Origin of the sequence: Pyxidicoccus sp. MSG2 (genome assembly GCF_026626705.1) — a bacterium.
In the GTDB taxonomy this organism is placed as follows: Bacteria; Myxococcota; Myxococcia; order Myxococcales; family Myxococcaceae; genus Myxococcus.
Map to the genome: position 1 here is coordinate 1,675,551 of NZ_JAPNKC010000001.1, position 22,531 is coordinate 1,698,081.

Sequence of the window (22,531 nt, forward strand, 5' to 3'; positions counted from 1 at the left end):
TTTGAGGGCCTGATACGTGCGCGGAAACAGCGACATGCTCCCCACATCTCGAGAGGAGCGGGCGTCAAGCCTGCTTTTTCACCTGTAACTCCACGACGCGCGCGGATGCGATCTCCCCGAGGACTCTCCGCAAGGTTCCAACACTATTACCTCCGAGGTCGAACGCCCTCCGGTTCCCTGTCCCCGACCTCGGCGTGCCCGTGCACACCATGACCGCATCGGGCCGCTCATACAGTCTGCAGAGCGGGCCGGTGGGAATCGGTTGGTCGAATCCAAGACGGCTCATCACAGGGTCGAGGTTCGTCAAGAAGTCTGGGGTGTCGCCCTTGAGGCTGCCGCTGCTGGTGTGCGCCGCCCTGTCGATGCGGAACAGGGAGAGCGCCCCCCACGCAAGCATCTCCCGCAGCGTCTCGAAGGCGTCGGTCAACTCCGTGCCGCGAGCTTCGCGCGAAGTGACCATGGCATCGTTTCGTGCCAGCGCCTTGAAGTCGTAGAAGAGATGCAGCGGCATCATCTCATCGGACTCGTAGGCGATGAGCAGGAAGCGGGGATCGGGCTTGACCCGCTTCTGGGCATAACACGCCAGCACGCGCTCGGCCGAGAAGTCCAGGGTGGGGTAGGCCAAGGGTCCCATGCTCTGGCCCATGCGGCTCAGGAACCAGCGGTAGAACGGAGGCAGGGGGCGGCCGGCAATCCGCTCGATCTTCTCAATCGTGGAAGGCACGGAGCCCCGCCACTGCTCCGCGAGCCCAGGGACGGTCCGCAGCAGCAGACTCTCCATCTGGGGCTCTACTTCTGGTGTTGGCATTGCCTCTCCTGCACTTCCGGACAGATCATCATCGGGAGCAGGACACAACAGGTGCCGCACGGCGGGACCGTCTGCCCATGGTCGAATGGACCTGCGACCACCGTGCCGCTCGCCCTGTCCCGGAACTTGATGTTCCCACGGGTCGGCCTGCCCTCGGGATGGAACCACTGCTCGGTGATGCCACCAGCGAAGGCCTTGTCCTGCATCACGAGCAAGAGCGCTTTGGGGGCGGCACAGCGTCCCGGCGGGTAGGCGGCAGGTAGCTGCGGATTGCGACGAAACTTCTGGAACTCCTTGTTGGCGTCCACCCAGACGGCTTTCACGTCGTCCGCGCGCTCCTTGAACCGTCTTGTGAGGAACTTGAAAACCCCATTGCGCGTGGTGACGCCGTCCGCATCGTTCTCGGCGTCCTCGTCCTCATTTTCTTGTTCCTCTTCCTCCTCCTTCGGGGTCTGGGCGTGGTGCCATCCGAGCTCTTCCGCGCTGGCACAGAAGTCATCGTCCGTCTCACCCGAGCGCTCGGCATAGTGCTTCGCCTTGCACCTGCACTGGACGACTCCGAGCATCGTAGCGGTCGGGTACTCCCTCTTGACGAGCTTCTTGGCCAGCCGCTCGGCATTGACCTTGGTCGCCTTCGTCTCCTTGATGGCGCCCTGCTTGCCATGCGACTTCTTGCACAGCGGGCACTTGTCATCTCCGGTGACGAAGATGACAGGCCCGGGGGACTGGACCACGCCCAGCATCGTCGCCGCGTTGGCGGGGCTCCCGCTCGGTCCGCAGTTGTTGAGCATGGGGTCACCGAGCAACTGGACGTTCTTCCCGTCGAACTTCACGTCCATGGAGCCGGGGCCCAGGAAGCTGGTGGGGCCTTCCACGTTGGCGGAGACGATGCCACCGCCCGTCCCCTTGCTGGCCACGTCGCCCATGGAGCCGAAGGTGGCGCCCTGGATGGCGACCCTCTTCCCCGCGATGGTAACCGTCTTGGAGTACTTCTTCGGGTCTGTTCCGCTCTTCCCGATGTTGGGCAGCGGCGTCGGGACGAACGGCGCCGGGGGCCCCGGCATCTTGCATACATTGGGCAGCGTCGCTGCGGCGATGCCGCTGCTACCTTCCGTCACGGGTGTCTTCGGTGCGTTGACTGAGACCTTCGGCATGGAAGTGGCTCCCTAGGGCACTCGTGGATCCTGCAGCAACATCGCCCCACGCAGGCCGCCATCCGAGCCTGCTATCACCATGGCCCGCGGGCCTCGCGCGTACCCCCGGGCGAATGCCCGGACCGCCAGGACGCCCCCGAGCGCTCCGGACGCGGCACCGACATCCCCCCAGCAACTGCTCGGAGCCTTGTAGCCGGTGGACTTCCAGACCGATGGCGTCCGCAGCACGACGAAGCCCCACTCCTCGCTTCGGTAGCGCTCGCCATTGATGTCCGTATACAGGTCGTCGATCGCTTCGCGGGGCAGTTCGAGCCCCATGACGGCATCCTCGACGACCTGGGTCATCCCGACGCCAAACGAGCCCGTGCTGCTGTCGCGAAGCTGGCACTCCCGCGCGGTGTGCGCTCCCCGCACGACGGCCAGCCGAGGCAGCCCCCGGCGGCGCCGCGGCCCGGCGCTCATCAGCGCCAGACAGCCGGCGCCCTCGCCAGGCGTGAAGCCACTGCGAACCCCCGGCTGCGCGAACCGGCGGGCCTGCTCCAGCCAGAGGAACGTCTCCGTGTGGTGGTAGCTGTCGGCGCCCGCCACCAGGAACAGGTGGTCCCTGCCATCTGCACACTCCCGCAGGGCCTGCTCTACCGCCCGGAGCGCTCCCGCATGGCCGCGCCCGGCGAGCACGATGCGCGCGCCGGAACTCTTCCCGCGATAACGGGCCTCCACGGCGTTGACCAGCCAGTCCTCGTCCTCCTCCGAGAACCCGGGGCGGACCTCCGGGCACGACAGCAGCACGCTGAGCCGACCCCGCTGGAGCGCTTCCGGGCCCAGCTGGGCCTCGACCTCATCCAGCGCACTCTCAAGCAGCGGCAGGAGCCGCTCCCGCCCTTCCAGCTTCGGGTCGAGCAGTCCGTCCGAGGCAAGCACCACGGGCTCGCCCTGGGCGTCGGCGAAGGGGTACTCGGCGTAGCGGGAGATGCCAGCGCGCACGGCCGCGGCGCTGCTCTCCGCAGTATACCCAACGGGGGTTCGCGCACCGACCGCAACGACTTCGAGGGAGGCGCTCATTCCTCCTCCCCCAGCTCGGCAATCTCCGTCTCGTCGAGATAGTCCGCATCCGGCGCGGGGACACACAGCGTGCCCTGCCACACCAGCGAGAGGCGCCTGACTTCAGGCTCCACGAGGACCGTGGTCAGGCGTGCGCCATGCTCCTCGCTCCGCCGTCCCACGTGCGTGGTGAAGCCAGGCGAGATTCGGGGAAGCTCGAAGCGCAGGACGCCTTCGGGCGTCATGTTCACCAACTCGACCCGCTCGCCGCCAGTGAGGGGCACGTCGAGCCGCTGGTCCCTGGGGGCGCTCAGCGCGAAGGCGGGGTCGTAGTCATCGGGGAGCAGGGGCTTCTTCGTGCGCTCCCACCGGGCGTCATACGTTCCCGCGAGCTTGCGCCGCGGCATCCAAGCGGAGTCGATAGGACCGAACCCCGCCGGGCCTCGGGCCGCCGGGTCGCCACTGGGATACTCGATGGTGTGGGCGGGCTTGCCCTCCAGATGGGCATTGAGTGTCGCGAAGCCGCGCCCGATGGGATTCCGCTCGTCGAGCCGATGCTTGCTGGGGTCGGAGTCCGTCAGGTCGTAGCCCCCGAACGCGGCTTCATAGCGAATGGGGCTCGTGGTGAAGGGCTGGGGCCGGCGCATCGACACCCCCAGCAGCCCCCGAGAGTAGGTGCGCAGCCCGTGCACGAGCAGAACCTTGTGGAGCGGTCCGAGCCTCAGCGAGACCGGCACCGTCTCGGCGGGCTTGCCGCGAGGCGCGTGCGCGCAGGCGTCGAGCAGCACCTCCGTGCCCGGCTTTTGCGCCAGCAGGTCCGAGTCGTAGCGCAAGCTCGACTGGCCGGGCTCACCGAAGTACTCAGGCATCAGCACGGGAGGAAGCTGCTCGTCCGCCAGGACGAGCCGGCCCCCGGGTGCGATGATGAACGTCGCCTTGACCGCGACGATCCACCAGTGGAGTCCGTCCTTGTCCCGCGTCCAGTTGCGCTCCGCGGCATACGGTGTCCGGTTCTTGAGCGCCCACATAAGTCAGCCCAGCGCCAACCCGTGGCGTGGCAATTCTCCCCCTGAATCAGTCCATGGAGCCTATTGGCAAAGCGCCTGTTGAGTGAAGCAGCATGGGCTGACACGGTAGGAGCGCTGGCGGAAGTCAGACGAGCACGGAAAAGCGGTGCCCCCTCGACCCCGGCGCAAGTCTTCACCTTTGAACCACTCGTTTCATGGAAGCTTGCCAACGCGACTTGTCACCGAGAACAGCTCCATGAACCCGCCGCCCCCTCGTTACGATGGCCCGTTTGACGTCTTCTTCGCGCAGTTCATTGAGCCCAACCTGCCGGCTCCCGAGGTCGTCCGGGAACTGCACGCGGATCTTCGTCGCTATGTCGAGGAGCGGGACCCCATCTTCTTCCTCCGCCAGATTCCCGGAGTTGAGCGATGGCGACGAATGGGCAACCCCATCCCCCTTCAAGCAGCATCGGGCGAGCGGGTCGCGTTCACCGACAATTCTCCACAGTGGGCACTCCACGCACTCGCCTACAGAAACGCGCTACCTCAAGGGTCTGGATTTTCTGATTGGCTCAGGCAACGAATGCCCTGCCACATGTTCGACATCCGCAGGGACGAGCTCGGCGAGACGTTGAACGACTCCGGGTGGCACGCGGCTCACATCTTCGAGGTCAAGAACGGGGACACCACCTGGAGGACCTGGGGCCGTGACGAGTTGGTCCGGCGTTTCATCCGGAATGTCCATCCCTGCAATCTGCTTCTACTGTCCAAGAGCGACTGGCAACGCGTGGGGAGGCAGGCAGATCTGCTGGCCTTTGCTGTAAATCTCTATCGGGAGCGTTACGGCAGCGTCCTTGAGGAGGCGCGCGCGTTGATGAGCGCCGTTGCGCCGGAATCCGGCGGCGTTCCGACCATTCGGTACGAAGCGGCGGCCACCGCCCCCAACGCGGCTCCCAACACCCTGGTTCTGAGCGAAACCGCGACGGGGCGCATCCACATCCGTGAGTTCGGAGTCCGGGTCACTGGCCTGGACGGGCAGGACAGGTTCTCGGTCGCGGTCGAGCTCCTCAATGGAACGGTCTTTGGGCCGTTGAATGACGTTTCAGCGCGAGACCTGTTCTCACGCCTGGATGTCAACGGCGAGGACTTCCGGAACAACAAGTACCACTCGACCGATTACTTTTTCGTCGAAGGCGAGAGCCTCCGGGGCAGAACCCGTTGCGCACATCATCTGGCGGAACGGCTGAACGCGCTGCGACGCGGAACAGCAGCCTGCGCTGCTTGGTGAGAAGGAACCGATCCCGCCAAGACGCATGGGGCGCATGGGCCCAATCCGGGGAGGACGGCTAGTACAGCGCCGGGGCTGCTGCCGGGTGACCCGCGTGCAGTGCTGGGCACGCGATTCGGGACTCGACCGAGCGCCTGGGCCGCGCGGCGACGTAGCACCCGCCGTCACCCGGAGTCCGAGTCCGCTTGTGGAAGATTTGGACAGTCCTGTCCGCGGGCTGTCCCTGTCGTCCCCAGCCCCGATGACGCGGCAGTCCGTAATGCCGGAATCCGTTTGAGGCTCAACTGGATTGCACGGCCGGCCCCTGGAAATCCCATGGGTTCGGGCTGCCTCCGGGTGTCCCGTGACGCGCTGGTACGCGGGTTGCTCAGGCCCTGACGCGCTGCACCGCCAGTGTGGTGCGGCATGAGGTCGGGCGGAGTGTCCGAAGGACCGGGGGGTCGTTCGACGTACCGGTTCATTCGGAGGCATCGGGTCGTGAAGTCGTCGGGGCGCAAGACATGGAGCGCGTGGCTGTGCGCGGTGGTGGTGGCCTCGAGCGGGGCCGCCAGCGCGCGACAGCCCTCCGCCCCCACGAAGTCCGGCACCATGGCGCGGGCGTTCACCGCCGCCACCGTGGTGGAGCGGGCCCGGACCCTGGCGGCGCGCCCCTACCAGGAGCCCCGCCAGTCGCTGCCCGAGGCGTACGCGCACCTCTCCTACGACGCGTACCGGGACATCCGCTACCGCAACGACCAGGCGCTGTGGCGCGAGGCCGGCCTGCCCTTCCAGGCGCAGTTCTTCCACCCCGGCTTCCTCTACCCCGCCCCTGTCGTCGTGAATGTGGTGGAGGGAGGCCGGGCGGAGCCGGTGCGCTTCTCGCCGGACCTCTACACGTACGGCTCGCTGGTGCCGGCGCCTCCGCTGGCGAACGCAGCTGGCTTCGCGGGGCTGCGGCTCACCCACCCGCTCAACCGGAAAGAGCACTTCGACGAGGTGGTGTCCTTCCTGGGCGCCAGCTACTTCCGCGCGCTGGGCCAGGGCAACGTGTACGGGCTGTCCGCGCGCGGGCTGGCCATCGACACCGCGCTGCCGCGCCCCGAGGAGTTCCCTTCGTTCCGCGAGCTGTGGCTGGAGCGTCCGGCGCCCGGCGCGGACCGCGTGGTGGTGCACGCGCTGCTGGACGGGCCGAGCGTCACCGGCGCGTACCGCTTCACGCTCGTCCCTGGCGCGCGCACGGTGATGGAGGTGGAAGTCACGCTCTTCGCGCGCAAGGCCGTGGGGCAGCTCGGCCTCGCCCCGCTGACGAGCATGTACCTGTTCGGGGAGAATGACCGGGGCACCTTCGACGACTTCCGCCCCGAGGTGCACGACTCGGACGGCCTCTTCGTCTGGTCCCAGGACGGCGAGCAGCTCTGGCGCCCCCTGCAGAACCCCACCCGGCTGAATGTCTCCGGCTTCCGCGTCCAGGGCCTGCGCGCCTTCGCGCTCCTGCAGCGGGACACCGACTTCCGCAGCTACGAGGATTTGGAGGCCCGCTACGAGCGCCGCCCCAGCGCGTGGGTGGAGCCCGTGGGCAACTGGGGCCCGGGCACCGTGAAGCTGGTGGAGATTCCGACGGCGCAGGAGGTGCACGACAACATCGTCGCCCTCTGGGTGCCGGATGCGCCGCTGACGCCGGCCGCGCCGCTGCGCGTGGCGTACCGCCTGCACTGGGGCTCGGAGGCACCGTGGCCCGCGACGGGCTCCGTCGTCACCGCCACGCGCGTGGCCGCGGGAGACACGGCGGGCGCGCGGCGCTTCGTGCTCGACTTCTCGCGCTCCCCCAAGGCGGGCGATGGGCCGGTGGAGGCCGTCATCACCGCCTCCCAGGGGCAGGTGCTGCGCTCCACCGTGCGGCCCCATGAGCCCTCCGGCGGCTGGCGCGCCACCTTCGAGCTGCTGCCCGACGGCGGCGCTCCCATCGAACTTCGCGCGTACCTGAGACGCGGTTCAGAGACCCTCACCGAGACCTGGAGCTACTTGTGGACCCCGTGATGACGATGCCGACCTCCCGCCCCTCCGTCCCGCCCGCCACCTGGGTGCGCCCGGAGACGTGCGCGGCGATTGACACCTTCTTCCAGGGCTTCGGCTTCACCGCCCGCGAGGACCTCGACGTGCTGGCCGCCTGGGTGCTGGAAGGCTCCACCGCGCACCGCGAGGAGCCCCGGGCCGCGCTGTCCCTGGCGCGCGCGCGACTGGAGGCATGGTTCTCGAAGACGCTCGGCCAGGAGCTGGAGGGCTCGCTGCTGGCCCGGGGCCGCGCGGCCTTCGTGCTGTGCGACGGCGCGCGCCTGGGAGCCCGTGCGCTGACGCGTGAGCCACTGTCGCAGGACTTCGCGCGGATGCTGCGCGCGGCGGTGCCGATGCCGGCCCCGGTGCAGGTGGCCTCGGTGATGCCCGAGCAGCAACTGGTGCTCTGGCCCTTCGGTGAGGTGCTCCGCCGCTGGTGGCGCGGGGCGCAGGCCGACGTGTCCATCTCCGGCTGAGCGCCCAGTCCCCTTCGGAGCCATTCATGCACGCCCATTCGTTCTCACCCGAGAGCGCCGGGCCGAGGCGCGCTTGCGTCCTGGGCCTGGCCGCCGCGTCCACCCTGCTGGGGACGTGGGAGATGCACCGCCTGCTGAGCGTGCGCGGCACCACCGCGCCGGAGGTGGTGCTGGTGGCCCTCTTCACCCTCTGCTTCGGGTGGATTGCCCTGTCCTTCTGGACGGCGGTGGCGGGTTTCCTCCAGCTCGCCCTGGGCGGAAGGATGCCGGGCCTGCGCTGGCCCACGGCGGAGGAAGAAGGCTCGCGGCTGACGTCGCGCACCTCGGTGGTGATGCCCATCCACAACGAGGACCCGGCCGCCGTGTTCGCCAACGTGCAGGCCACCTACGAGTCCGTGGTGGCCACGGGGCACCTGGAGTCCTTCGACTTCTACGTGCTGAGTGACTCCACGCGCCCCGAGGCGTGGGTGGCCGAGGAGTTGGCGTGGGCGGACCTGTGCCGCCGGGTGGGTGGCCAGGGGCGCATCTTCTACCGGCGCCGCACGGACAACACGGGGAAGAAGGCCGGCAACCTCCAGGACTTCTGTGAGCGCTGGGGCCGGCACTACGACAACACGGTGGTGCTGGACGCGGACAGCCTGATGGACGGGCGCACGCTGGTGAAGATGGCGCGGCTGATGGAGCTCAACCCGAGCACGGGCATCATCCAGGCGCCGCCGCTGTGCGTGGGGCGCAGCACGCTGTTCGCGCGGCTGCAGCAGTTCGCGGGCCGGGTGTACGGACCGGTGGTGGCAGCGGGCGCGGCGGCGTGGCAGCTCGGCGAGTCCAACTACTGGGGCCACAACGCCATCATCCGCACCGCGGCGTTCATCGAGCACTGCGGGCTGCCGGTGCTGCCGGGACAGCAGCCCTTCGGCGGGCACATCCTCAGCCACGACTTCGTGGAGGCCGCGCTGATGCGGCGTGCGGGGTACACGGTGTGGCTGGTGCCGGAATTGGGCGGCAGCTACGAGCAGCCGCCTCCGAACCTGCTGGCGTACGCGCAGCGAGACAGGCGCTGGTGCCAGGGCAACCTCCAGCACCTGAGCCTCGTCATGGCGGGCGGACTGCACCCCATCAGCCGGGGCCACTTCCTGATGGGCGTGATGTCCTACGTGGCGTCGCCGCTGTGGCTGCTGTTCCTGCTGGCGGGGCTGGTGGCGGCGCTGCATGACGGCTGGGTGTCCCTGGCGCACCTGCCCGAGCACGCGCCCCTGGGGTTCGACTCGGAGGGAGCGCTGCTGCTGTTCAGCGTGTCCATGGGGATGCTGTTCGCGCCGAAGGTGCTGGGGCTGACGCTGGCCCTGTCGCGCGGGGAGGACACGGCGCGCATGGGCGGCCGGGCGCGACTGGTGGCGAGCGTGCTGATGGAGAGCGTGCTGGCCACGCTGCTGGCGCCGGTGATGATGCTGTTCCAGTCGCACTTCGTCTTCGGGACGCTGCTGGGCTACCGGGTGACGTGGTCGAGCCAGCAGCGCGAGGACGCGGACCTGCCCTGGTCCGAGGCCGCGCGCCGGCACGCGGTGCACACGGCCTTCGGCGCGGCGCTGGCGGTGGGCTCGTTCCTCCTGTCCCCGGGGCTGCTGGCCTGGATGGCACCGGTGGTGGCGGGGCTGCTGCTGTCGATTCCGCTCTCTGTCTTCACCGCGCGCGCGTCGCTGGGCCTGTGGGCGGAGCGCCTGGGCCTGTTCCTCATGCCCGAGGAGACGGAGCCACCCACGGTGCTATCGCGCGCCCGGGAAGTCACGGAGGAGCACGCGGTGGCGCCGGTGGCGGACGCGGTGGACCACGTCCTCACGGATGCGCGGGCGCATGCGCTGCACCTGGCGCTGCTGGAGTCGCAGCCGGGCCTGGAGACGGCGCCGGTGGCGCTGGCCTCCGCGCGAGAGAAGCTGCTGGGCGGCGTGGTGGAGCCACTGTCCGCGCCGGAGCGGACGGCCGTGCTGCTGGACGCGGGCACGCTGGCGGAGGCGCGGGAGCGGCGGCTGGCTCAGCGGGTCTCGTAGTCACCGCCAGGAGTACAGGACGAGCGGCGGCACGCCGCACCGGACGCATCCATACACCGGCCCGGCCCCGCGACTCACGGCGGGGGCCGGGCCGCCGCGCGACTACTTGAACAACTGCCGCAGCACGGCGACCATCTGCGCCACGTCGGACGCGCAGGCCATCTCGCGAATCGAGTGCATGGACAGCATGGGGTTGCCCACGTCCACCGTGCGAATCCCGAGCTGCCCCGCCGAAATCGGCCCAATCGTGCTGCCGCACCCCAGGTCCGTGCGCGTGACGAAGTGCTGCGGCGTGACGCCAGCCTCGCGGCACAGCGAGGTGAAGAACGCCCACGACTCGCCGTCCGTCGCGTACGACTGGTTGACGTTGGACTTGATGACCGGCCCCGCGCCCATGTGCGGCTGGTGCTTCGGCTCGTGCAGCGACGCGTAGTTGGGGTGCACCGCGTGCGCCATGTCCGCGCTCACCAGGAACGAATTGGCAATTGCCCGATGGAACGCATCCGGCCGCCCGTCCAAGTGCGTCAGCGTGAAGCGCTCCAGCAGCGTGCGCAGGAACGGGGACGCCGCGCCCTGCGCGCTCCGGCTGCCCACTTCCTCGTGGTCGAACAGGATGACGCCGCTGGTGGCCTCACGCGGCTCACTGCTCGACAGCAGCGCGGACAGCGCGGCGTGGCAGCTCGCCAGGTTGTCCAGGCGCGGCGCGTGGAGGAACTCCCCGTGCGCCCCCGAGCGGATGGACGGCTGCAAGTCGTAGAGGCACAGGTCGTAGCCGAGGATGTCCGCCGCCTCCGCCTTCACCCCGCCGCGCGCCAGTTCCTGCAACAGCAGCGAGCGCAGCTCCACCGGGCCCGCGCTCTCCAGGCCCAGCACCGGCACCATGTGGTCCTGCGCGTTCAGCTTCAGCCCGTCCGAGTTCACACTCCGGTTCAGGTGGATGGCCAGGTTGGGCACGCGCAGCAGCGGCCGGGCGAAGTCCACCAGGTACCCCTGAGGCTTGCCCCCCACCATCACCATGACGCGGCCGGCGAGCGACAAGTCGCGGTCCGTCCACGTGTGCAGCAACACGCCGCCGTAGATTTCGACGCCGAGCTGCTGGTAGCCGTTCTTCGTCACCGCCGCGTTCGGCTTCAGCCGCAGGTTCGGCGAGTCCGTGTGGGAGCCGACCAGCCGGAAGCCCGCCCGGTCCACCGGCGCGGTGCCGAGCTGGAAGGCGGCGATGCTGGTATCTCCGCGGGTGACGAAGACGCGCTCGCCGGGCTTCAGCGTCCAGGACTCGCGCTCATCCAGCACGCGATAGCCCGCCTGCGTCAGGCGGCGGGCCGTCTCGCGCACCGCATGGTACGGCGTCGGCGAGGCGTCGATGTACTCCAGCAGGTCTCGGGCCAGGGCGTCTGTGTCGATGGGGCTCATAGGGCGCCCCAAGCTAACGCCGTCCGGCCCCTCCGCCACTCCCGAAAGTCGCCTCCCGGGCGGGCGGGCGTCCCCCCGGAGCCCCCGCCGGGAGCACCGTGGAGCCGGCCCGCGCCCCCGGCGCCGCGTCCAGGAACGTGCCCAGCAGCACCCAGCGGCGGGACGTGTCCTCCGCGCCCTTCTTCGCCAGGAGCGGCGTCGTGTAGTGCCAGAAGGGCAGCCGGTACACGGTGATGCCGCCCACGGTGCTCACCCGCGTCATCTCGGTGAAGTGGCCGTCCTTCGCGTAGACGAGGTACTGGTGGTCCACGCCCGGCATCGTGAGGCTGACGTGCATGTCCACGTAGCCGTCGCGGGCCTCGGGCTCCTCGGGGTGGTGGTCGTTGTGCGGCCCCGAGTAGTCCCCCGGGCTGTAGCACAGCACCTGGATGCCCCACCGGCGCCGCAGCGCGCGCCCCGTCACCGCGGCGGCGAAGCCGGCGAAGCTGTCCGAGCGCATCATGTCCGTCAGGCCCACCGCCTCGGCCGCGCGGTAGGAGCGGGAGCGGCGGTTCTCCAGCAGCGCCGTGCGGTTGCGCACCGTCTTGGGCAGCAGCTCCATGTAGTTCATCGTCATGCCGGAGATGGAGTCATGGGGGATGGGGTCCTCCATGGGCACCAGCGTGTCCCGCAGCGCGTCATCGAGGGCATCCCGGCAGGCGGCGGCCCTGCGCGCGTCGATGACGCCCTGGAGCGCCACGAAGGGCCGCTCCGGGTCCAGCAGGGCCCCCGTCACCTCCCGGTCCTTCCCCTCGAGGATGCGGCGGCCCTTGGGGGTGAGCAGGTCGGCGAAGTCGGCGGGAAAGATCTTCTTCATGGGCGGGAACATAGCGGTCCCGCCCGGGAGTGCACGGGCCTTGGGAGCGGCCGGACGCAACCTTCGCCTGGGCTCCTGCGATAATCCTTTAATCAGCCGAATTGCCGGAGCTTCGTCCATGGACCCCATCCGCAGCCGCCCCCGAGCCCTCTCCACCCCGACCCCGGCCGCCCAGCCCCAGAAGACGCAGCAGGCCGTTGCCACGGCGAAGGCCAACGAGGTCGGGCATACCGGGCTGAGCACCTTCAAGGGCACGGCGCCGGTCCGCGTGGCGGCCCAGCCGACGCCGGGCTCGTGGCGCGGGGGCCCGGACACCGAGGTGGGCAAGGCCGTCCAGGCCATGTGGACGCGGATGCAGGCGATGCCGGGCAAGGACATCAGCATCAAGGGTGACACCCCGGCGAGCCTGTTCGGCCGCGCCATCCTCGACAGCAAGCACATCACCAACGAGCAGCTCATCCAGATGTCCAAGGTGACGCTGGACCAGCTCGCCACGGACCCGAAGACGCGGCAGAAGGTGCTGGACAAGGTGCCCAACGCGCGCGAGCTGCCGGTGCACAAGTTCACGGTGGCCATGCTGGCGTCGGCCACGGGCATCGACCCGCAGAAGCTCTCCGAGGCCTGCCCGGACCTGGGCCTGACGGGCGCGCCCAACACGCCGCTGCTCTACGCGGCCAAGGGCGAGGGCATGCAGCGCTCCACCGCGCTGCACGACTTCACGGACTACCTGCGCGGAGCCGGCGTCAAGGGCGTGAACAAGGCCGTGTGGGGCGTGGAGAACCGCATCCTCTCCGCCATCGTCTCCGCCGTGGGCGGCGGGCGTTACTGAGCGTCAGTCCGTTGTGAGACCTGGGCCGTGACCTTTCGGTGGGGTCACGGCCCTTCGCTTTTCGAGCCCGAGGTCCGCTGCCGCGCGGCCTCCAGCCGCTTCGCGCGCACCTTGCCGGCGACGTCCATCAACTTCCTGTCGCGAGCCCAGCGCTCACGGGTGGGCGCGTCCGTCAGGGCCCACAGCGGCTCGCACTTCTCCACGGTGCGCCTCGCCAATTCCAGCGCACCACCGAGCGCCAGGTGCGTGGTGGCCTCCGACGGGTCCGCCTGGGCCAGCCCGCGCAGCATCACCGCCAGGGCGAGCAATTCCTCGCGCACGGGCTCTGGCCACCCGCTCCGGCGCGCCACCTGGAGGAGCCACCCGAGCAGCGCCAGGTGGACGTGGCAGTCCTCCACCGTGCGGAACGGCTTGAGGTAGCGCGCATAGCCGTCACCGGGAAGCACCTCGTCCGGCGCTACGGCCACGTCCTCGAGTGCCAATTCCGCATGCGGAACCTCGGGCATGAAGTGCAATTCTGGCAGTGCGGTGACACGGACGCCCGGCCGTTTCGCATCGATAGCGACCATGCGCAGCCGGTTTCGGCCCTGGGCATCCTGGCCCTCGGTGGCCACCACCAGCAGCAACTCCGCGCGAGTCCCGAGCGTGACGAACGTCTTCTCGCCACGGAGCTTCAGCCCGGAGCCCGTGTCCGTCAGCCGCGTCTGGATGGCGGAAGGGTGCGCGCCGCCCGGCTCGGTTGCGCACAGCGCGCTCGGCCTGTCCGCGGGGAGCATGGGGAACAGCGAGCGGTGCGCGGCGTGGTAGCCGGAGGCAAACGCATACCCGAGCCTGTCCGCGCGGAAGCCACCGGCCAGCGCCAGGTCCGCGGGTGCCGGGAAGCGTGGCAGCAACGCCAGGTGGCGCGTCCACCACGCGTCGACGGAGTCGAGGGGGAGTGGCTCGGGCGACTCGGAAAGGAGGAAGCGGAGGACGTCGTTCACGTCCTCCACTCTACGTCAGGAGCTGCGCCCTCCTACCGCCTCAGGCGGCGGGCGAAGGGGCTGCCTCGGCGGGGGCCGGAGCAACCTCTTTCCGGGCCGTGTCGGCGGGAGGCTCCTTGCAGGCGGCAATCTTGCCGACGCCACTGCAGTAGAAGCGGTGCCCGTTGCACACCGCCTCCCAGGAGACGCCGTCCACGCCCACCTGGTCATTCGCAATCTGGATCTGGTCGGGCGCACAACCCACCAGTCCGGACGAGAGGCTCTGGTACTTCCCCTGGGTGGGCAGACAACCCGCTGCCATCAGTGACAGCGGGAAGAGGGACGCGAGGACACGGGAACGCATGGGCAGGGCTCCGGGGCGGGGGTAAGAGCTGCCGTGAGCCCGTTTGCAAAGCCCCTGCCGTGAGCCGCCTCACCCCGTGCGCTTGCGGCCCGCCGTCTTCGTCCGCTTCGTCGACTTGCTGGACGAGGCGCCCTTCTTCCCCGCGCCCTTCTTGCCGCGCGTGTCCGAGCCTCGGGCCTTCGACTTGGACTTCGTCTTCGCCTTCGAGGCCGCCTTCTTCGGCGCGCGCTCCTTCTTCGGCGGCGCGAGGATGGTGCCCCGGCACTTCGGCGAGCCGCACCTGCAGACATAGAGCGCCTCGGAGTCCGGGCCCATGTTCTCGGTGCGCTCGTAGGCGTAGTCGTAGACCAGCTCTTCGCCGGGCTCGATGTTGCGCAGGGCGAAGATGTAGATGTGGCCCTTGTCGATGAGGGCCTCGCAGTTCGGCTCACACGAGTGGTTGATGTAGCGCGACTCGTTGTGGACGGTGCCCGCGTCCAGCACGTGCTTGCCCTTGTCGTCCAGGTTGAACAGGAACGTGTGGTGCCGCTCCATGGCCTCGTCGTCGTAGCGGCGGTCGGCCTCTTCCTGGGTGATGCGCTCGCCGATGTACTCGATGATGCGAGCCCCCTTGCGGATGCGGCGCGTGGCGAAGGCACCCTGGCCCTGGATGGAGGACGGGCGCAGCTCGAAGGGAATCGGCTTCGGGGAGGGAATCAGTGTGGGTGAGGTCATTCGAATGGGTGCGTCCCCGGGAGTTCACGTTGGCCAGGACGCTCCGTCAGCGGCGGTGTAGCGTGCCCCAGACGGAGTTGCGATGAAAGGCACTCGATGATGCGGATGTGGCTGGTCCTTGGTGCTGTGAACGCTTTCCTGTCCGTGGCGGCGGGAGCCTTCGGCGCGCATGCGCTCAAGGCCCGGCTTCCGCAGGACCTCCTGGTCATCTTCGAGACCGGAGCGCGCTACCACATGTACCACGCGCTCGGACTCGTGGCCGTGGGCCTGCTGGGGCACTTCCGCCCCTCCCCGCTGTTGTCCGGCGCGGGGTGGGCGATGCTCGCGGGCATCGTCCTCTTCTCCGGCAGCCTCTACGCGCTCGCCCTGTCCGGCGTCCGGGTGCTGGGCGCCATCACCCCGCTGGGCGGCCTGGGCTTCCTCGCCGGGTGGCTGCTCCTCGCCATCGCCGCGTGGCGCACCACGGCCTGAGGCCGGTGTCACTCCTTCAACAGGGGCGGCATCGGGTAGAGGAAGTCGAGTTCCTTGTGGTTGCGCAGGCCACAGGCCTCGCGCTGCACCATGAGGTTCCACCGCTGCTTCTCGGCCTCCAGGCGCGCCGCCCGGTAACGGGTGAAGAGCGCCGCGCGGCCGGGGCCTGAATGCGCGCGCACCTCGCGCTCGGCCCGGGACAGGTCCGCCAGCAACTCCTCCAGCTTGTCGCTCGTGCGGCGCAGCCCGGAGGCCTTCTCCTTCTGGAACTCGACCTCGACGGGCAACAGGGCATTCACGCGGTCATCGCGAGCCATGGCCTCGAATTAACAACCATGCCCGCGCAGTGCTCGCCTGGAGAGTGTGGGCTGCCTCCCTGCTCCTGACACGACGGAGTGGCCGCCGCCCCGCCCGCGCGCCATCATCCGCCCCATGCGCGTCCTGTTCGTCCTTGCCGCCCTGGCGGTCTCGTCCGCTTCCGCACAAACCGCCGCTCCGGCGCCCGCTGTGCCGAAGTCGTACCTGCTGCGCCCCGCGCGCGTCTTCGACGGTGTCACCGCGAAGCCCCAGGCGGGCTGGGTGGTGCTCGTCACGGGAGACCGCATCACCGCGGCCGGCCCGGCGGCGCAGGTGAAGGCGCCCGCGGACGCGGAGGTGGTGGACCTGTCCGGCACCACGCTGCTGCCGGGCCTCATCGAGGGCCACTCGCACCTGCTGCTGCACCCGTACAACGAGACGTCGTGGAACGACCAGGTGCTGAAGGAGTCGCTCGCGCTGCGGGTGGCGCGCGCCACGAACCATGCGCGCGCCACGCTGCTGGCGGGCTTCACCACCGCGAGAGACCTCGGCACCGAGGGCGCCGCGGACGCGGACGTGGGGCTCAAGCAGGCCATCGACCAGGGCATCATCCCCGGCCCCCGGCTGGTGGTGACGACGCGGGCCATCGTGGCCACCGGCAGCTACGGGCCCAAGGGCTTCGCCGCCGAGTGGACGGTGCCACAGGGCGCCGAGGAGGCGGACGGCGTGGACTCGCTGGTGCGCGTGGTGCGCAGCCAGATTGGCCACGGCGCGGATTGGATCAAGGTCTACGGCGACTACCGCTGGGGCCCCAATGGAGAGGCGCGCCCCACCTTCTCCCAGGAGGAAATGAAGCTCATCGTCGACACCGCGAAGGACAGCGGCCGGCCGGTGGTGGTCCACGCCAGCACGGCGGAGGGCATGCGCCGCGCGGTGCTGGCGGGCGTGGAGAGCATCGAGCACGGCGACGACGGCACGCCCGAGGTCTTCAAGCTCATGGCCGAGCGGCGCGTCTTCTTCTGCCCCACCCTGGCGGCGGGGGACGCCGTCCTCCAGTACCGCGGATGGAAGAAGGGCGTGGACCCGGAGCCCGCCTCCATCACCACCAAGCGCGCCAGCTTCCGCGCGGCGCTGGCCGCGGGCGTGCCCATGTGCGTGGGCGGTGACTCGGGCGTCTTCGCGCATGGGGAGAACGCGCGCGAGCTGGAGCTGATGGTGGAGTACGGGATGAAGCCCGTGCAGGTGCTCCAGGCGGCGACGTCCGGCAACGCGCGCATGCTGCACCGCGAGGACAAGCTGGGACAGGTGAAGGCGGGACTGCTCGCGGACCTCGTCGCCGTGGACGGGGACCCGACGCAGGACATCACCGCGCTGCGCAAGGTGCGGTTCGTGATGAAGGGCGGCACCGTCCACCGCCGCTGAAGGGGGCTTGCCTCAGCTCCGCGCTTCGGGGCTCACGGTGGCCTGCTCCGCTCCGGTCGCGCTCCGCCACGCCTCGTGCACCAGCGCGACGCCCGCGAACAGCAGCAGGCCGTTGCGCACCAGCAACAGCACCTCATGCGGAGCGCCGATGCCCGTGTTGTACGTGCTGCCCGCGAAGATGCCCCGGGTGATGACCGCGGCGATGAAGACGGCGACGGGCGCCGCACGCGGGCCGGACAGCAGCGCCAGCCCCGCCGAGCCCGTGAGCCAGACGAGGTACTGCGGGCTGAGCACCGGGTTGAGGACGACGAAGGCGATGAGCGGCCCCAGCGCCAGCCGCGCCAGGTCCTCCACCTGCTCGGGCGCACGGCGGCGCACGGCCCACAGCCCCACGGCCGCCGAGCCCAGCGAGCCCGCCACCCACAGCCACCGCGACACGCCCTTCACCCACTCCGCCGCCGCGCCGTGCAATTCATAAGCGGCCGGTGCATGCACCCACGCCACGTCCGGCACCTGGCCCAGCAGGTGCGCGCCCCACAGCAGTGAAGCTCCGAGCGACTCCACCTGGAGCCCACGCTCGACATGGAAGGACGCGAAGCCCCACCAGGGCCAGAAGGCGCTCAGCGGCAGCAGCGGCAGCGCACCCAACGTCAATCCCAGCACCAGCCGCCGTGCCGAAGCCCAAGAGCCCCGCCGCCAGCACACGGCCAGCGCGAGCGGCACCAGCACCACGGGGTACAGCTTCGTGACGATGCCCACCGACAGCGCCAGCCCCGCGAGCACATCACGCCTGCGCGACAGCGCCACCAGCGCGGCGAGGGTGAAGGTGGCGGGGATGAGGTCATACCGCTTGAGGTAGTGGACGCTCATCACCCAGCTCGCCACCGAGTACACCGCGAAGGGCACCCAGGCCCGGCGCGAGTGCCCCCAGCGCCGCACGCCCTCGGACAGCAGCAGCCACTTGCTGGCGGCATCGAAGAGCGTGAGCTGCAATCCGAAGAGGGGGACGAAGGCCTTCAGCGTCCCGCCGAGCCACGCCGCGGGGACGAACCACAGCAGCGCGTAGGGCGGGTACTCGAAGCGGAAGTCCTGATTGGGAGTGGCCCCGCCGAGGAAGGCGTGTGCCGTGTTGAAGTACAGCTCCAGGTCCTTCACCCGGGACGAGAAGGCATAGAGCGCCAGGGGCGCCACGCTCACCGCCAGCCCGAGCCAGTGCCAGGGCGTGAAGCGGGACGAAGAGGACGGGGGAGCACTCGAAGCAGACACGCGCGGGAACTCTCGAAGGCGGGCTACGCCGGGGACACGGGCACCGTCTGGACCTGGGCGAACAGGCGCTCGACGTCCGCGCGGTGGCACAGGTCCGTGCCCTGCGAGAGGAGCGCGCCCGTGCCGCAGGCGATGCCCCAGCGAAGGGCCTCCTCGGGCGACCTGCCCCGGGCCAGGGCCAGCGTCAGGCCGGCCACGAAGCTGTCACCCGCGCCCACGGAGCTGTGCGTCTCCACTGGCGGCGGCGTCGCGAGGAACTGGCCGTCGCGCGTCGTCATCAGCGCGCCGTCCGCGCCCATGGAAACGGCGAGCAGTTCCGCGCGGCCCATGGCCACCAGCTCGCGGGCGGCGGTGGCCTGGGTGGCCAGGTCCTCCGTCTTCAGGCCGGTGAGGTCTCTCAGCTCGCGGCGGTTGGGCTTCGCCAGGTACACGCCCTCCTCCAGGGCCGCGCGGAGCGGAAGCCCGTTGGTGTCCACCACCACGCGCACGCCCTGCTTCCTTCCCAGGCGCGCCACGCGGGCATAGAAGTCCTCGGGGACGCCCGGCGGGAGGCTGCCGCTGGCCACGATGAAGGCGGCGCCGACGGCCACTTCGGACACCGCGTCCAGGCAGCGCTGCCACTCGCGCTCCGACAGCGTGGGGCCGGGGAGGATGAAGCGGTACTCGCGCGCGCTGGTTCCCTCGGCCACCGTGAAGCTCTCGCGGGTGTAGCCCTCGATGGGGATGGAGCGGCGCAGCAGGCCCTTCTCCTCCAGCAGGTGCTCCAGGATGCTCCCGGTGGGGCCGCCGCGGGTGTAGACGGCGATGGACTCTCCGCCCAGCTCGCGCACGACGCGGGCCACGTTGATGCCGCCGCCGCCCGGGTCTCGAAGGACGGGGCCGCAGCGCAGCTTGTGCTCGGGCGTCACCTCCGGTACCGACGTGGCCACGTCGATGGCCGGGTTGAGCGTCAGCGTCACGATGTGGGGCATCTCGAGCGTTCTCCTGGGCGGTGTGCGCCGTCGGGTTGAGAGACAGCGGGAGCGCGCGGAGACTGCCCCACCCGGGGCCGCACCGCCAGCCGGGCGAGCGTTCGTGGGGCTCCACGCCCGGCGGGCGACGCCCCAACCCGAGGCGTCACGTCGGTTCTCGTTGCCTTCGCGGGTAGGCTCGCGAATATCCCTCCCGCACATGACACCGCCCCGCAAGCCCACGCGCGAGGAACTGGACGCCGCCACCGGCCGGACGATGCCGGACCTCATCCAGCGCGGACTGCGCGTCCTCTTCTGTGGCATCAACCCCAGCCTCTACTCGGTGGTGGTGGGGGTCCACTTCGCGCGGCCGGGCAACCGCTTCTGGCCCACGCTGCACGCCGCGGGCATCACCTCGCGCCGGCTTCAGCCCTTCGAGCAGGAGGAGCTGCTCACGCTGGGCTACGGCATCACCAACGTGGTGGACCGGGCCACGGCCACCGCGGACCTGCTGGAGGACGCGGAGCTGCGCGAGGGCGCGAAGTCATTGGAAGCCAAGGTGCGGCGCTACCGGCCGCGCTTCCTCGCGATGCTGGGAGTGGGCGCGTACCGCACCGCCTTCGGTCGGCCCAAGGCACAGCCCGGTCTCCAGCCCGAGACACTGGGCACGGCGCGCCTGTGGGTGCTGCCCAACCCGAGCGGGCTCAACGCGCACTATCAACTCTCGGACCTGGCACGCCTGTTCTCCGAGCTGCGCCGCGCGGCGGACGCGGGCTGACACGTCAAGCGTGGAGCCGCGCCCTGGCGCTCAGCCGAGGATGCCGGCCTCGCGCGCGAAGCGGGCCACCACCGGCTGCACGTGCGGGAAGGCCGCGGCGTTGCACGCCAGCAGGCCGCGGTGGTTCTGCAGCTCCGAGCCGTCATACGAGTACGGCGTGCCACCCAGGTCCGTGAGGATGCCCCCGGCCGAGCGCAGCACTGCCTCCGGCGCGCAGTTGTCCCAGCGGTAGCTCTTGCCGCTGGTGTGGATGTAGATGTCGGCGGTGGCCTCGGCGAGCAGGCCGCACTTGAGGCCCACCGAGCCGGACTCCTTCTCGCGGGTGATGCCCAGCTGCTTCGCCACCGCGTCCGTCAGCTTCGAGCGGTGCGAGCGCGACACCACGAGCCGCAGCGACGCCGGCTCCGCCACGTCCGAGACGCGCAGCGCCCGGCGCCCGCCCTCGTCCTCCACGAAGCCGCCCTGCCCCACCAATCCGGAGAACAGCTTGTTGCCCACGGGGCGGAAGACGACGCCCACCGTCGCCTGCCCGCCCACGGCGAGGCCGATGTGGATGGCGAACTCGCCGTTGCGGTTGACGAACTCCTGGGTGCCGTCGAGCGGGTCCACGTACCAGCAGCGCTCACGCCTGCCCTCCGAGCCGTTGTCGGACTCCTCGGCGACCACGCCGTCACCGGGGAAGGCCTTGCGCAGCTCGCCCACGATGAAGGCGTTGGCCTGCTCGTCGGCCGCGGTGACGGGGCCCATGCCGCCGGCCTTGTCCTGGACGGAGAAGTCGGTGGCGTAGATGCGCAGGAGGATGTCGCCGGCCTGGCGGGCAATGCGGCGGGCGGTGTCGAGCTCGGTGTCGAAGGAGGGCATGGTGTGGCAACAGTCTGCCCCGCCCCCGCCTGCCCCGGGAGGCCAAAGTGGGACGGCGGTGAGGCGAAATGCCCCATCCGGGGCGGATTGCCCCACGGGGACGGCGCTCGAAGAGGTCCTCCCGGGGGTGGCCCCTGGCGTGCCCCGTGCAATGCACGACACGAACCACGCGCCGGGCCGGGAGGCTCGCGCGAAGGGCCACCAGGCAGACGAGGGCCGACCGAGATGATGAAGGTGATGATGGCGGGAGTGATGATGTTGCTGGGGGCGACGCTGGCCTTCGGAGGCGCGCGGACGGTGGTGCGTGCGCACCAGAGCGCGAATTGGCCCACGACGGATGCCACCATCACCTCCTCCTCCGTGGAGACGATTCGCGTCCGGCGCGGGGGCACCCGCTTCCACCCGGAGGTGCGCTACCAGTACACGGTGGCCGGCACGCCCTACTCCGCCAGCACGATTTCGTTCGCCGGCAATAACGCGGGCGCGCTGGCGGATGCGCAGCGCGTGACGCACCACTACGCCTCGGGCAGCCACGTGCCGGTGCACTACGAGCCGGCGGACCCGTCCGTGGCCACCATCGAGGTGGGAGATGCCGGCGTCGCCAGCTACGTGCTGGCACTCGGCGGGGCCGCGCTGGCGGTCATCGGCGGCTGGGGCCTGTGGGACATGCTCCGCGCCGAGCGCCGCGAGAAGCAGCGGCGCCAGCGCCCGCAGCCGGCCTGAGCGGCACGCAAGGGACCGGCGTGAGTCAACGGCCTTGACCCGGGAAGAGCCGGGTCAATCCATCCACTCCCGCCGGCTGAAGTACGGCCCATTCCCGCCGGGCAGCTCGTGGGTGAAGGCCATCGTCCACGCGAGGTCGGGTGGCCAGACGTAGAGGTCCTGCCGGAGCAGGCTGAAGTCCGGCAGGCCCTCGCCCTCGAGTCTCACCGCGGGCAAGGCTTCGCTCTCCGGAATCACCAGGAGCGCCCCTGGCGGCTCGAGCGCATAGGCATGCTGCGCCTTGGAGCCGCGCAGGGCATGCGCGTGCCCGAAGCTGAACACGTGCCAGTCGAGCTCCCCACGCTTCCACGCCCCCGTCTGCGCATGGAGCGAAGCCGCGTAGACGTCGCGCCACGCCTGCATCAACCGCCAGCGCTCCCGACGCGGCAGCTCCTGGAAGGAGCCACCGCAGCGGGACAGGACCTCGATGTAATCAGCCGTGCTCATTCTCTCGGGCCCCCTGTGACGGGCACGTCACCCCTTCGCGCGGGCGGGGGTGACGATGATGTCAGCGGACGGATGCTCCTTCATCCACCCGGGATTCACCGTCGTCAGATGGCGATGCGCGTTCGCGCCCTGGAGCGCTCCCGTTTCCATCTGGTTCGCCATCTCCGTCAGGAAGCTGGCCACCTGACGGAGCTGGGCGGGCGTCATGGAGAGCGTCACCTCTCGCAATTCCTGGAGCCCGTACTCATTGAGCGTCCTGTTGGAGTAGCCGTAGATCATGTCTTCCTCG

General features: G+C 70.0%; 24 protein-coding genes. 9 read left to right on the top strand and 15 right to left on the bottom strand.

Annotation, left to right across the window (positions count from 1 at the left end):
• Positions 1 to 64: 64 nt before the first annotated feature.
• The 4 genes from OV427_RS06890 to OV427_RS06905 form a co-directional block, all read right to left on the bottom strand.
• Positions 65 to 781 (bottom strand): SMI1/KNR4 family protein, encoded by a 717-nt coding sequence (locus OV427_RS06890; RefSeq protein ID WP_267855311.1) that lies wholly within the window; start codon positions 779 to 781, stop codon positions 65 to 67.
• An 8-nt stretch (positions 782 to 789) separates the two neighbouring features.
• Complete coding sequence (locus tag OV427_RS06895; RefSeq protein WP_267855312.1) at positions 790 to 1,962, bottom strand: PAAR-like domain-containing protein; 1,173 nt, start codon at positions 1,960 to 1,962, stop codon at positions 790 to 792.
• A 12-nt stretch (positions 1,963 to 1,974) separates the two neighbouring features.
• A complete protein-coding gene (locus tag OV427_RS06900; protein WP_267855313.1) occupies positions 1,975 to 2,946 on the bottom strand; it encodes a hypothetical protein in 972 nt (323 codons plus the stop codon).
• Positions 2,947 to 3,020: 74 nt separating this feature from the next.
• Positions 3,021 to 4,031 (bottom strand): DUF2169 family type VI secretion system accessory protein, encoded by a 1,011-nt coding sequence (locus OV427_RS06905; protein WP_267855314.1) that lies wholly within the window; start codon positions 4,029 to 4,031, stop codon positions 3,021 to 3,023.
• Between the two features lie 235 nt (positions 4,032 to 4,266).
• On the opposite strand from OV427_RS06905, the gene OV427_RS06910 reads away from it, so the two are divergent.
• The 4 genes from OV427_RS06910 to mdoH all read left to right on the top strand — a co-directional run bounded on the left by OV427_RS06910 (position 4,267) and on the right by mdoH (position 9,850).
• Positions 4,267 to 5,298 (top strand): hypothetical protein, encoded by a 1,032-nt coding sequence (locus tag OV427_RS06910; RefSeq protein WP_267855315.1) that lies wholly within the window; start codon positions 4,267 to 4,269, stop codon positions 5,296 to 5,298.
• A 588-nt stretch (positions 5,299 to 5,886) separates the two neighbouring features.
• Complete coding sequence (locus OV427_RS06915; protein ID WP_267863379.1) at positions 5,887 to 7,314, top strand: glucan biosynthesis protein; 1,428 nt, start codon at positions 5,887 to 5,889, stop codon at positions 7,312 to 7,314.
• Positions 7,314 to 7,805, top strand: coding sequence for a hypothetical protein (locus OV427_RS06920; protein WP_267855316.1), 492 nt, complete (start codon positions 7,314 to 7,316; stop codon positions 7,803 to 7,805). Before OV427_RS06915 ends, OV427_RS06920 begins: the two co-directional genes overlap by 1 nt.
• Positions 7,802 to 9,850 (top strand): glucans biosynthesis glucosyltransferase MdoH, encoded by a 2,049-nt coding sequence (mdoH, locus tag OV427_RS06925; RefSeq protein ID WP_267863380.1) that lies wholly within the window; start codon positions 7,802 to 7,804, stop codon positions 9,848 to 9,850. Before OV427_RS06920 ends, mdoH begins: the two co-directional genes overlap by 4 nt.
• 102 nt (positions 9,851 to 9,952) lie before the next feature.
• Here mdoH and OV427_RS06930 read toward each other — a convergent pair whose 3' ends face one another.
• Positions 9,953 to 11,263, bottom strand: coding sequence for a M18 family aminopeptidase (locus OV427_RS06930; protein ID WP_267855317.1), 1,311 nt, complete (start codon positions 11,261 to 11,263; stop codon positions 9,953 to 9,955).
• Between the two features lie 13 nt (positions 11,264 to 11,276).
• The gene (locus OV427_RS06935; protein WP_267855318.1) at positions 11,277 to 12,119 is read right to left on the bottom strand and encodes a hypothetical protein; all 843 of its coding nucleotides are present in this window, start codon (positions 12,117 to 12,119) and stop codon (positions 11,277 to 11,279) included.
• Positions 12,120 to 12,237: 118 nt separating this feature from the next.
• On the opposite strand from OV427_RS06935, the gene OV427_RS06940 reads away from it, so the two are divergent.
• Positions 12,238 to 12,948: a hypothetical protein gene (locus OV427_RS06940; RefSeq protein ID WP_267855319.1), complete on the top strand. Its 711-nt coding sequence runs from the start codon at positions 12,238 to 12,240 to the stop codon at positions 12,946 to 12,948.
• Positions 12,949 to 12,992: 44 nt separating this feature from the next.
• Here the strand turns inward: OV427_RS06940 and OV427_RS06945 are convergent, their stop codons facing one another.
• The 3 genes from OV427_RS06945 to OV427_RS06955 form a co-directional block, all read right to left on the bottom strand.
• Positions 12,993 to 13,931, bottom strand: a complete 939-nt coding sequence (locus tag OV427_RS06945; RefSeq protein WP_267855320.1) for an acyl-CoA dehydrogenase family protein — start codon at positions 13,929 to 13,931, stop codon at positions 12,993 to 12,995.
• Positions 13,932 to 13,971: 40 nt separating this feature from the next.
• Positions 13,972 to 14,274, bottom strand: coding sequence for a hypothetical protein (locus tag OV427_RS06950; RefSeq protein ID WP_267855321.1), 303 nt, complete (start codon positions 14,272 to 14,274; stop codon positions 13,972 to 13,974).
• Positions 14,275 to 14,343: 69 nt separating this feature from the next.
• Positions 14,344 to 14,988, bottom strand: a complete 645-nt coding sequence (locus OV427_RS06955) for an SET domain-containing protein (protein WP_267855322.1) — start codon at positions 14,986 to 14,988, stop codon at positions 14,344 to 14,346.
• Between the two features lie 96 nt (positions 14,989 to 15,084).
• Between OV427_RS06955 and OV427_RS06960 the strand changes: the two genes are divergently transcribed.
• Positions 15,085 to 15,459: a DUF423 domain-containing protein gene (locus tag OV427_RS06960; protein ID WP_267855323.1), complete on the top strand. Its 375-nt coding sequence runs from the start codon at positions 15,085 to 15,087 to the stop codon at positions 15,457 to 15,459.
• An 8-nt stretch (positions 15,460 to 15,467) separates the two neighbouring features.
• Here OV427_RS06960 and OV427_RS06965 read toward each other — a convergent pair whose 3' ends face one another.
• A complete protein-coding gene (locus OV427_RS06965; RefSeq protein WP_267855324.1) occupies positions 15,468 to 15,776 on the bottom strand; it encodes a hypothetical protein in 309 nt (102 codons plus the stop codon).
• A 115-nt stretch (positions 15,777 to 15,891) separates the two neighbouring features.
• Between OV427_RS06965 and OV427_RS06970 the strand changes: the two genes are divergently transcribed.
• A complete protein-coding gene (locus OV427_RS06970) occupies positions 15,892 to 17,178 on the top strand; it encodes a metal-dependent hydrolase family protein (protein ID WP_267855325.1) in 1,287 nt (428 codons plus the stop codon).
• Between the two features lie 12 nt (positions 17,179 to 17,190).
• Here the strand turns inward: OV427_RS06970 and OV427_RS06975 are convergent, their stop codons facing one another.
• Both OV427_RS06975 and OV427_RS06980 read right to left on the bottom strand, forming a co-directional pair.
• Positions 17,191 to 18,444 carry a glycosyltransferase family 87 protein gene (locus tag OV427_RS06975; RefSeq protein ID WP_267855326.1) on the bottom strand — a complete coding sequence of 418 codons (1,254 nt, stop codon included), beginning with the start codon at positions 18,442 to 18,444 and terminating at the stop codon, positions 17,191 to 17,193.
• A 23-nt stretch (positions 18,445 to 18,467) separates the two neighbouring features.
• Positions 18,468 to 19,415 (bottom strand): 1-phosphofructokinase family hexose kinase, encoded by a 948-nt coding sequence (locus OV427_RS06980; protein WP_267855327.1) that lies wholly within the window; start codon positions 19,413 to 19,415, stop codon positions 18,468 to 18,470.
• 256 nt (positions 19,416 to 19,671) lie between these two features.
• On the opposite strand from OV427_RS06980, the gene mug reads away from it, so the two are divergent.
• Positions 19,672 to 20,172: a G/U mismatch-specific DNA glycosylase gene (gene mug, locus OV427_RS06985; RefSeq protein WP_267863381.1), complete on the top strand. Its 501-nt coding sequence runs from the start codon at positions 19,672 to 19,674 to the stop codon at positions 20,170 to 20,172.
• Between the two features lie 30 nt (positions 20,173 to 20,202).
• Here the strand turns inward: mug and OV427_RS06990 are convergent, their stop codons facing one another.
• On the bottom strand, positions 20,203 to 21,033 hold the full coding sequence (locus OV427_RS06990; protein ID WP_267855328.1) for a 3'(2'),5'-bisphosphate nucleotidase CysQ family protein: 831 nt from the start codon (positions 21,031 to 21,033) through the stop codon (positions 20,203 to 20,205).
• Between the two features lie 225 nt (positions 21,034 to 21,258).
• On the opposite strand from OV427_RS06990, the gene OV427_RS06995 reads away from it, so the two are divergent.
• Positions 21,259 to 21,756 carry a DUF3592 domain-containing protein gene (locus OV427_RS06995; RefSeq protein ID WP_267855329.1) on the top strand — a complete coding sequence of 166 codons (498 nt, stop codon included), beginning with the start codon at positions 21,259 to 21,261 and terminating at the stop codon, positions 21,754 to 21,756.
• Positions 21,757 to 21,810: 54 nt separating this feature from the next.
• Here OV427_RS06995 and OV427_RS07000 read toward each other — a convergent pair whose 3' ends face one another.
• Positions 21,811 to 22,242 carry a DUF4275 family protein gene (locus tag OV427_RS07000; RefSeq protein WP_267855330.1) on the bottom strand — a complete coding sequence of 144 codons (432 nt, stop codon included), beginning with the start codon at positions 22,240 to 22,242 and terminating at the stop codon, positions 21,811 to 21,813.
• Positions 22,243 to 22,269: 27 nt separating this feature from the next.
• A complete protein-coding gene (locus OV427_RS07005) occupies positions 22,270 to 22,521 on the bottom strand; it encodes a hypothetical protein (protein ID WP_267855331.1) in 252 nt (83 codons plus the stop codon).
• Between the last annotated feature and the right edge of the window lie 10 nt (positions 22,522 to 22,531).

Bases quoted from the DNA above. Each gene is read 5' to 3' on its own strand.
- OV427_RS06890 (WP_267855311.1), bottom strand. From the start codon at position 781: ATGGAGAGTCTGCTGCTGCGGACCGTCCCTGGGCTCGCGGAGCAGTGG.
- OV427_RS06895 (WP_267855312.1), bottom strand. From the start codon at position 1,962: ATGCCGAAGGTCTCAGTCAACGCACCGAAGACACCCGTGACGGAAGGT.
- OV427_RS06935 (WP_267855318.1), bottom strand. From the start codon at position 12,119: ATGAAGAAGATCTTTCCCGCCGACTTCGCCGACCTGCTCACCCCCAAG.
- OV427_RS06955 (WP_267855322.1), bottom strand. From the start codon at position 14,988: ATGACCTCACCCACACTGATTCCCTCCCCGAAGCCGATTCCCTTCGAG.
- OV427_RS06970 (WP_267855325.1), top strand. From the start codon at position 15,892: ATGCGCGTCCTGTTCGTCCTTGCCGCCCTGGCGGTCTCGTCCGCTTCC.
- OV427_RS07005 (WP_267855331.1), bottom strand. From the start codon at position 22,521: ATGATCTACGGCTACTCCAACAGGACGCTCAATGAGTACGGGCTCCAG.
- OV427_RS06930 (WP_267855317.1), bottom strand. From the start codon at position 11,263: ATGAGCCCCATCGACACAGACGCCCTGGCCCGAGACCTGCTGGAGTAC.
- OV427_RS07000 (WP_267855330.1), bottom strand. From the start codon at position 22,242: ATGAGCACGGCTGATTACATCGAGGTCCTGTCCCGCTGCGGTGGCTCC.
- OV427_RS06980 (WP_267855327.1), bottom strand. From the start codon at position 19,415: ATGCCCCACATCGTGACGCTGACGCTCAACCCGGCCATCGACGTGGCC.
- OV427_RS06920 (WP_267855316.1), top strand. From the start codon at position 7,314: ATGACGATGCCGACCTCCCGCCCCTCCGTCCCGCCCGCCACCTGGGTG.
- OV427_RS06995 (WP_267855329.1), top strand. From the start codon at position 21,259: ATGATGAAGGTGATGATGGCGGGAGTGATGATGTTGCTGGGGGCGACG.
- mug (WP_267863381.1), top strand. From the start codon at position 19,672: ATGCCGGACCTCATCCAGCGCGGACTGCGCGTCCTCTTCTGTGGCATC.
- OV427_RS06960 (WP_267855323.1), top strand. From the start codon at position 15,085: ATGATGCGGATGTGGCTGGTCCTTGGTGCTGTGAACGCTTTCCTGTCC.
- OV427_RS06915 (WP_267863379.1), top strand. From the start codon at position 5,887: ATGGCGCGGGCGTTCACCGCCGCCACCGTGGTGGAGCGGGCCCGGACC.
- OV427_RS06940 (WP_267855319.1), top strand. From the start codon at position 12,238: ATGGACCCCATCCGCAGCCGCCCCCGAGCCCTCTCCACCCCGACCCCG.
- OV427_RS06905 (WP_267855314.1), bottom strand. From the start codon at position 4,031: ATGTGGGCGCTCAAGAACCGGACACCGTATGCCGCGGAGCGCAACTGG.
- OV427_RS06965 (WP_267855324.1), bottom strand. From the start codon at position 15,776: ATGGCTCGCGATGACCGCGTGAATGCCCTGTTGCCCGTCGAGGTCGAG.
- OV427_RS06950 (WP_267855321.1), bottom strand. From the start codon at position 14,274: ATGCGTTCCCGTGTCCTCGCGTCCCTCTTCCCGCTGTCACTGATGGCA.
- OV427_RS06910 (WP_267855315.1), top strand. From the start codon at position 4,267: ATGAACCCGCCGCCCCCTCGTTACGATGGCCCGTTTGACGTCTTCTTC.
- OV427_RS06990 (WP_267855328.1), bottom strand. From the start codon at position 21,033: ATGCCCTCCTTCGACACCGAGCTCGACACCGCCCGCCGCATTGCCCGC.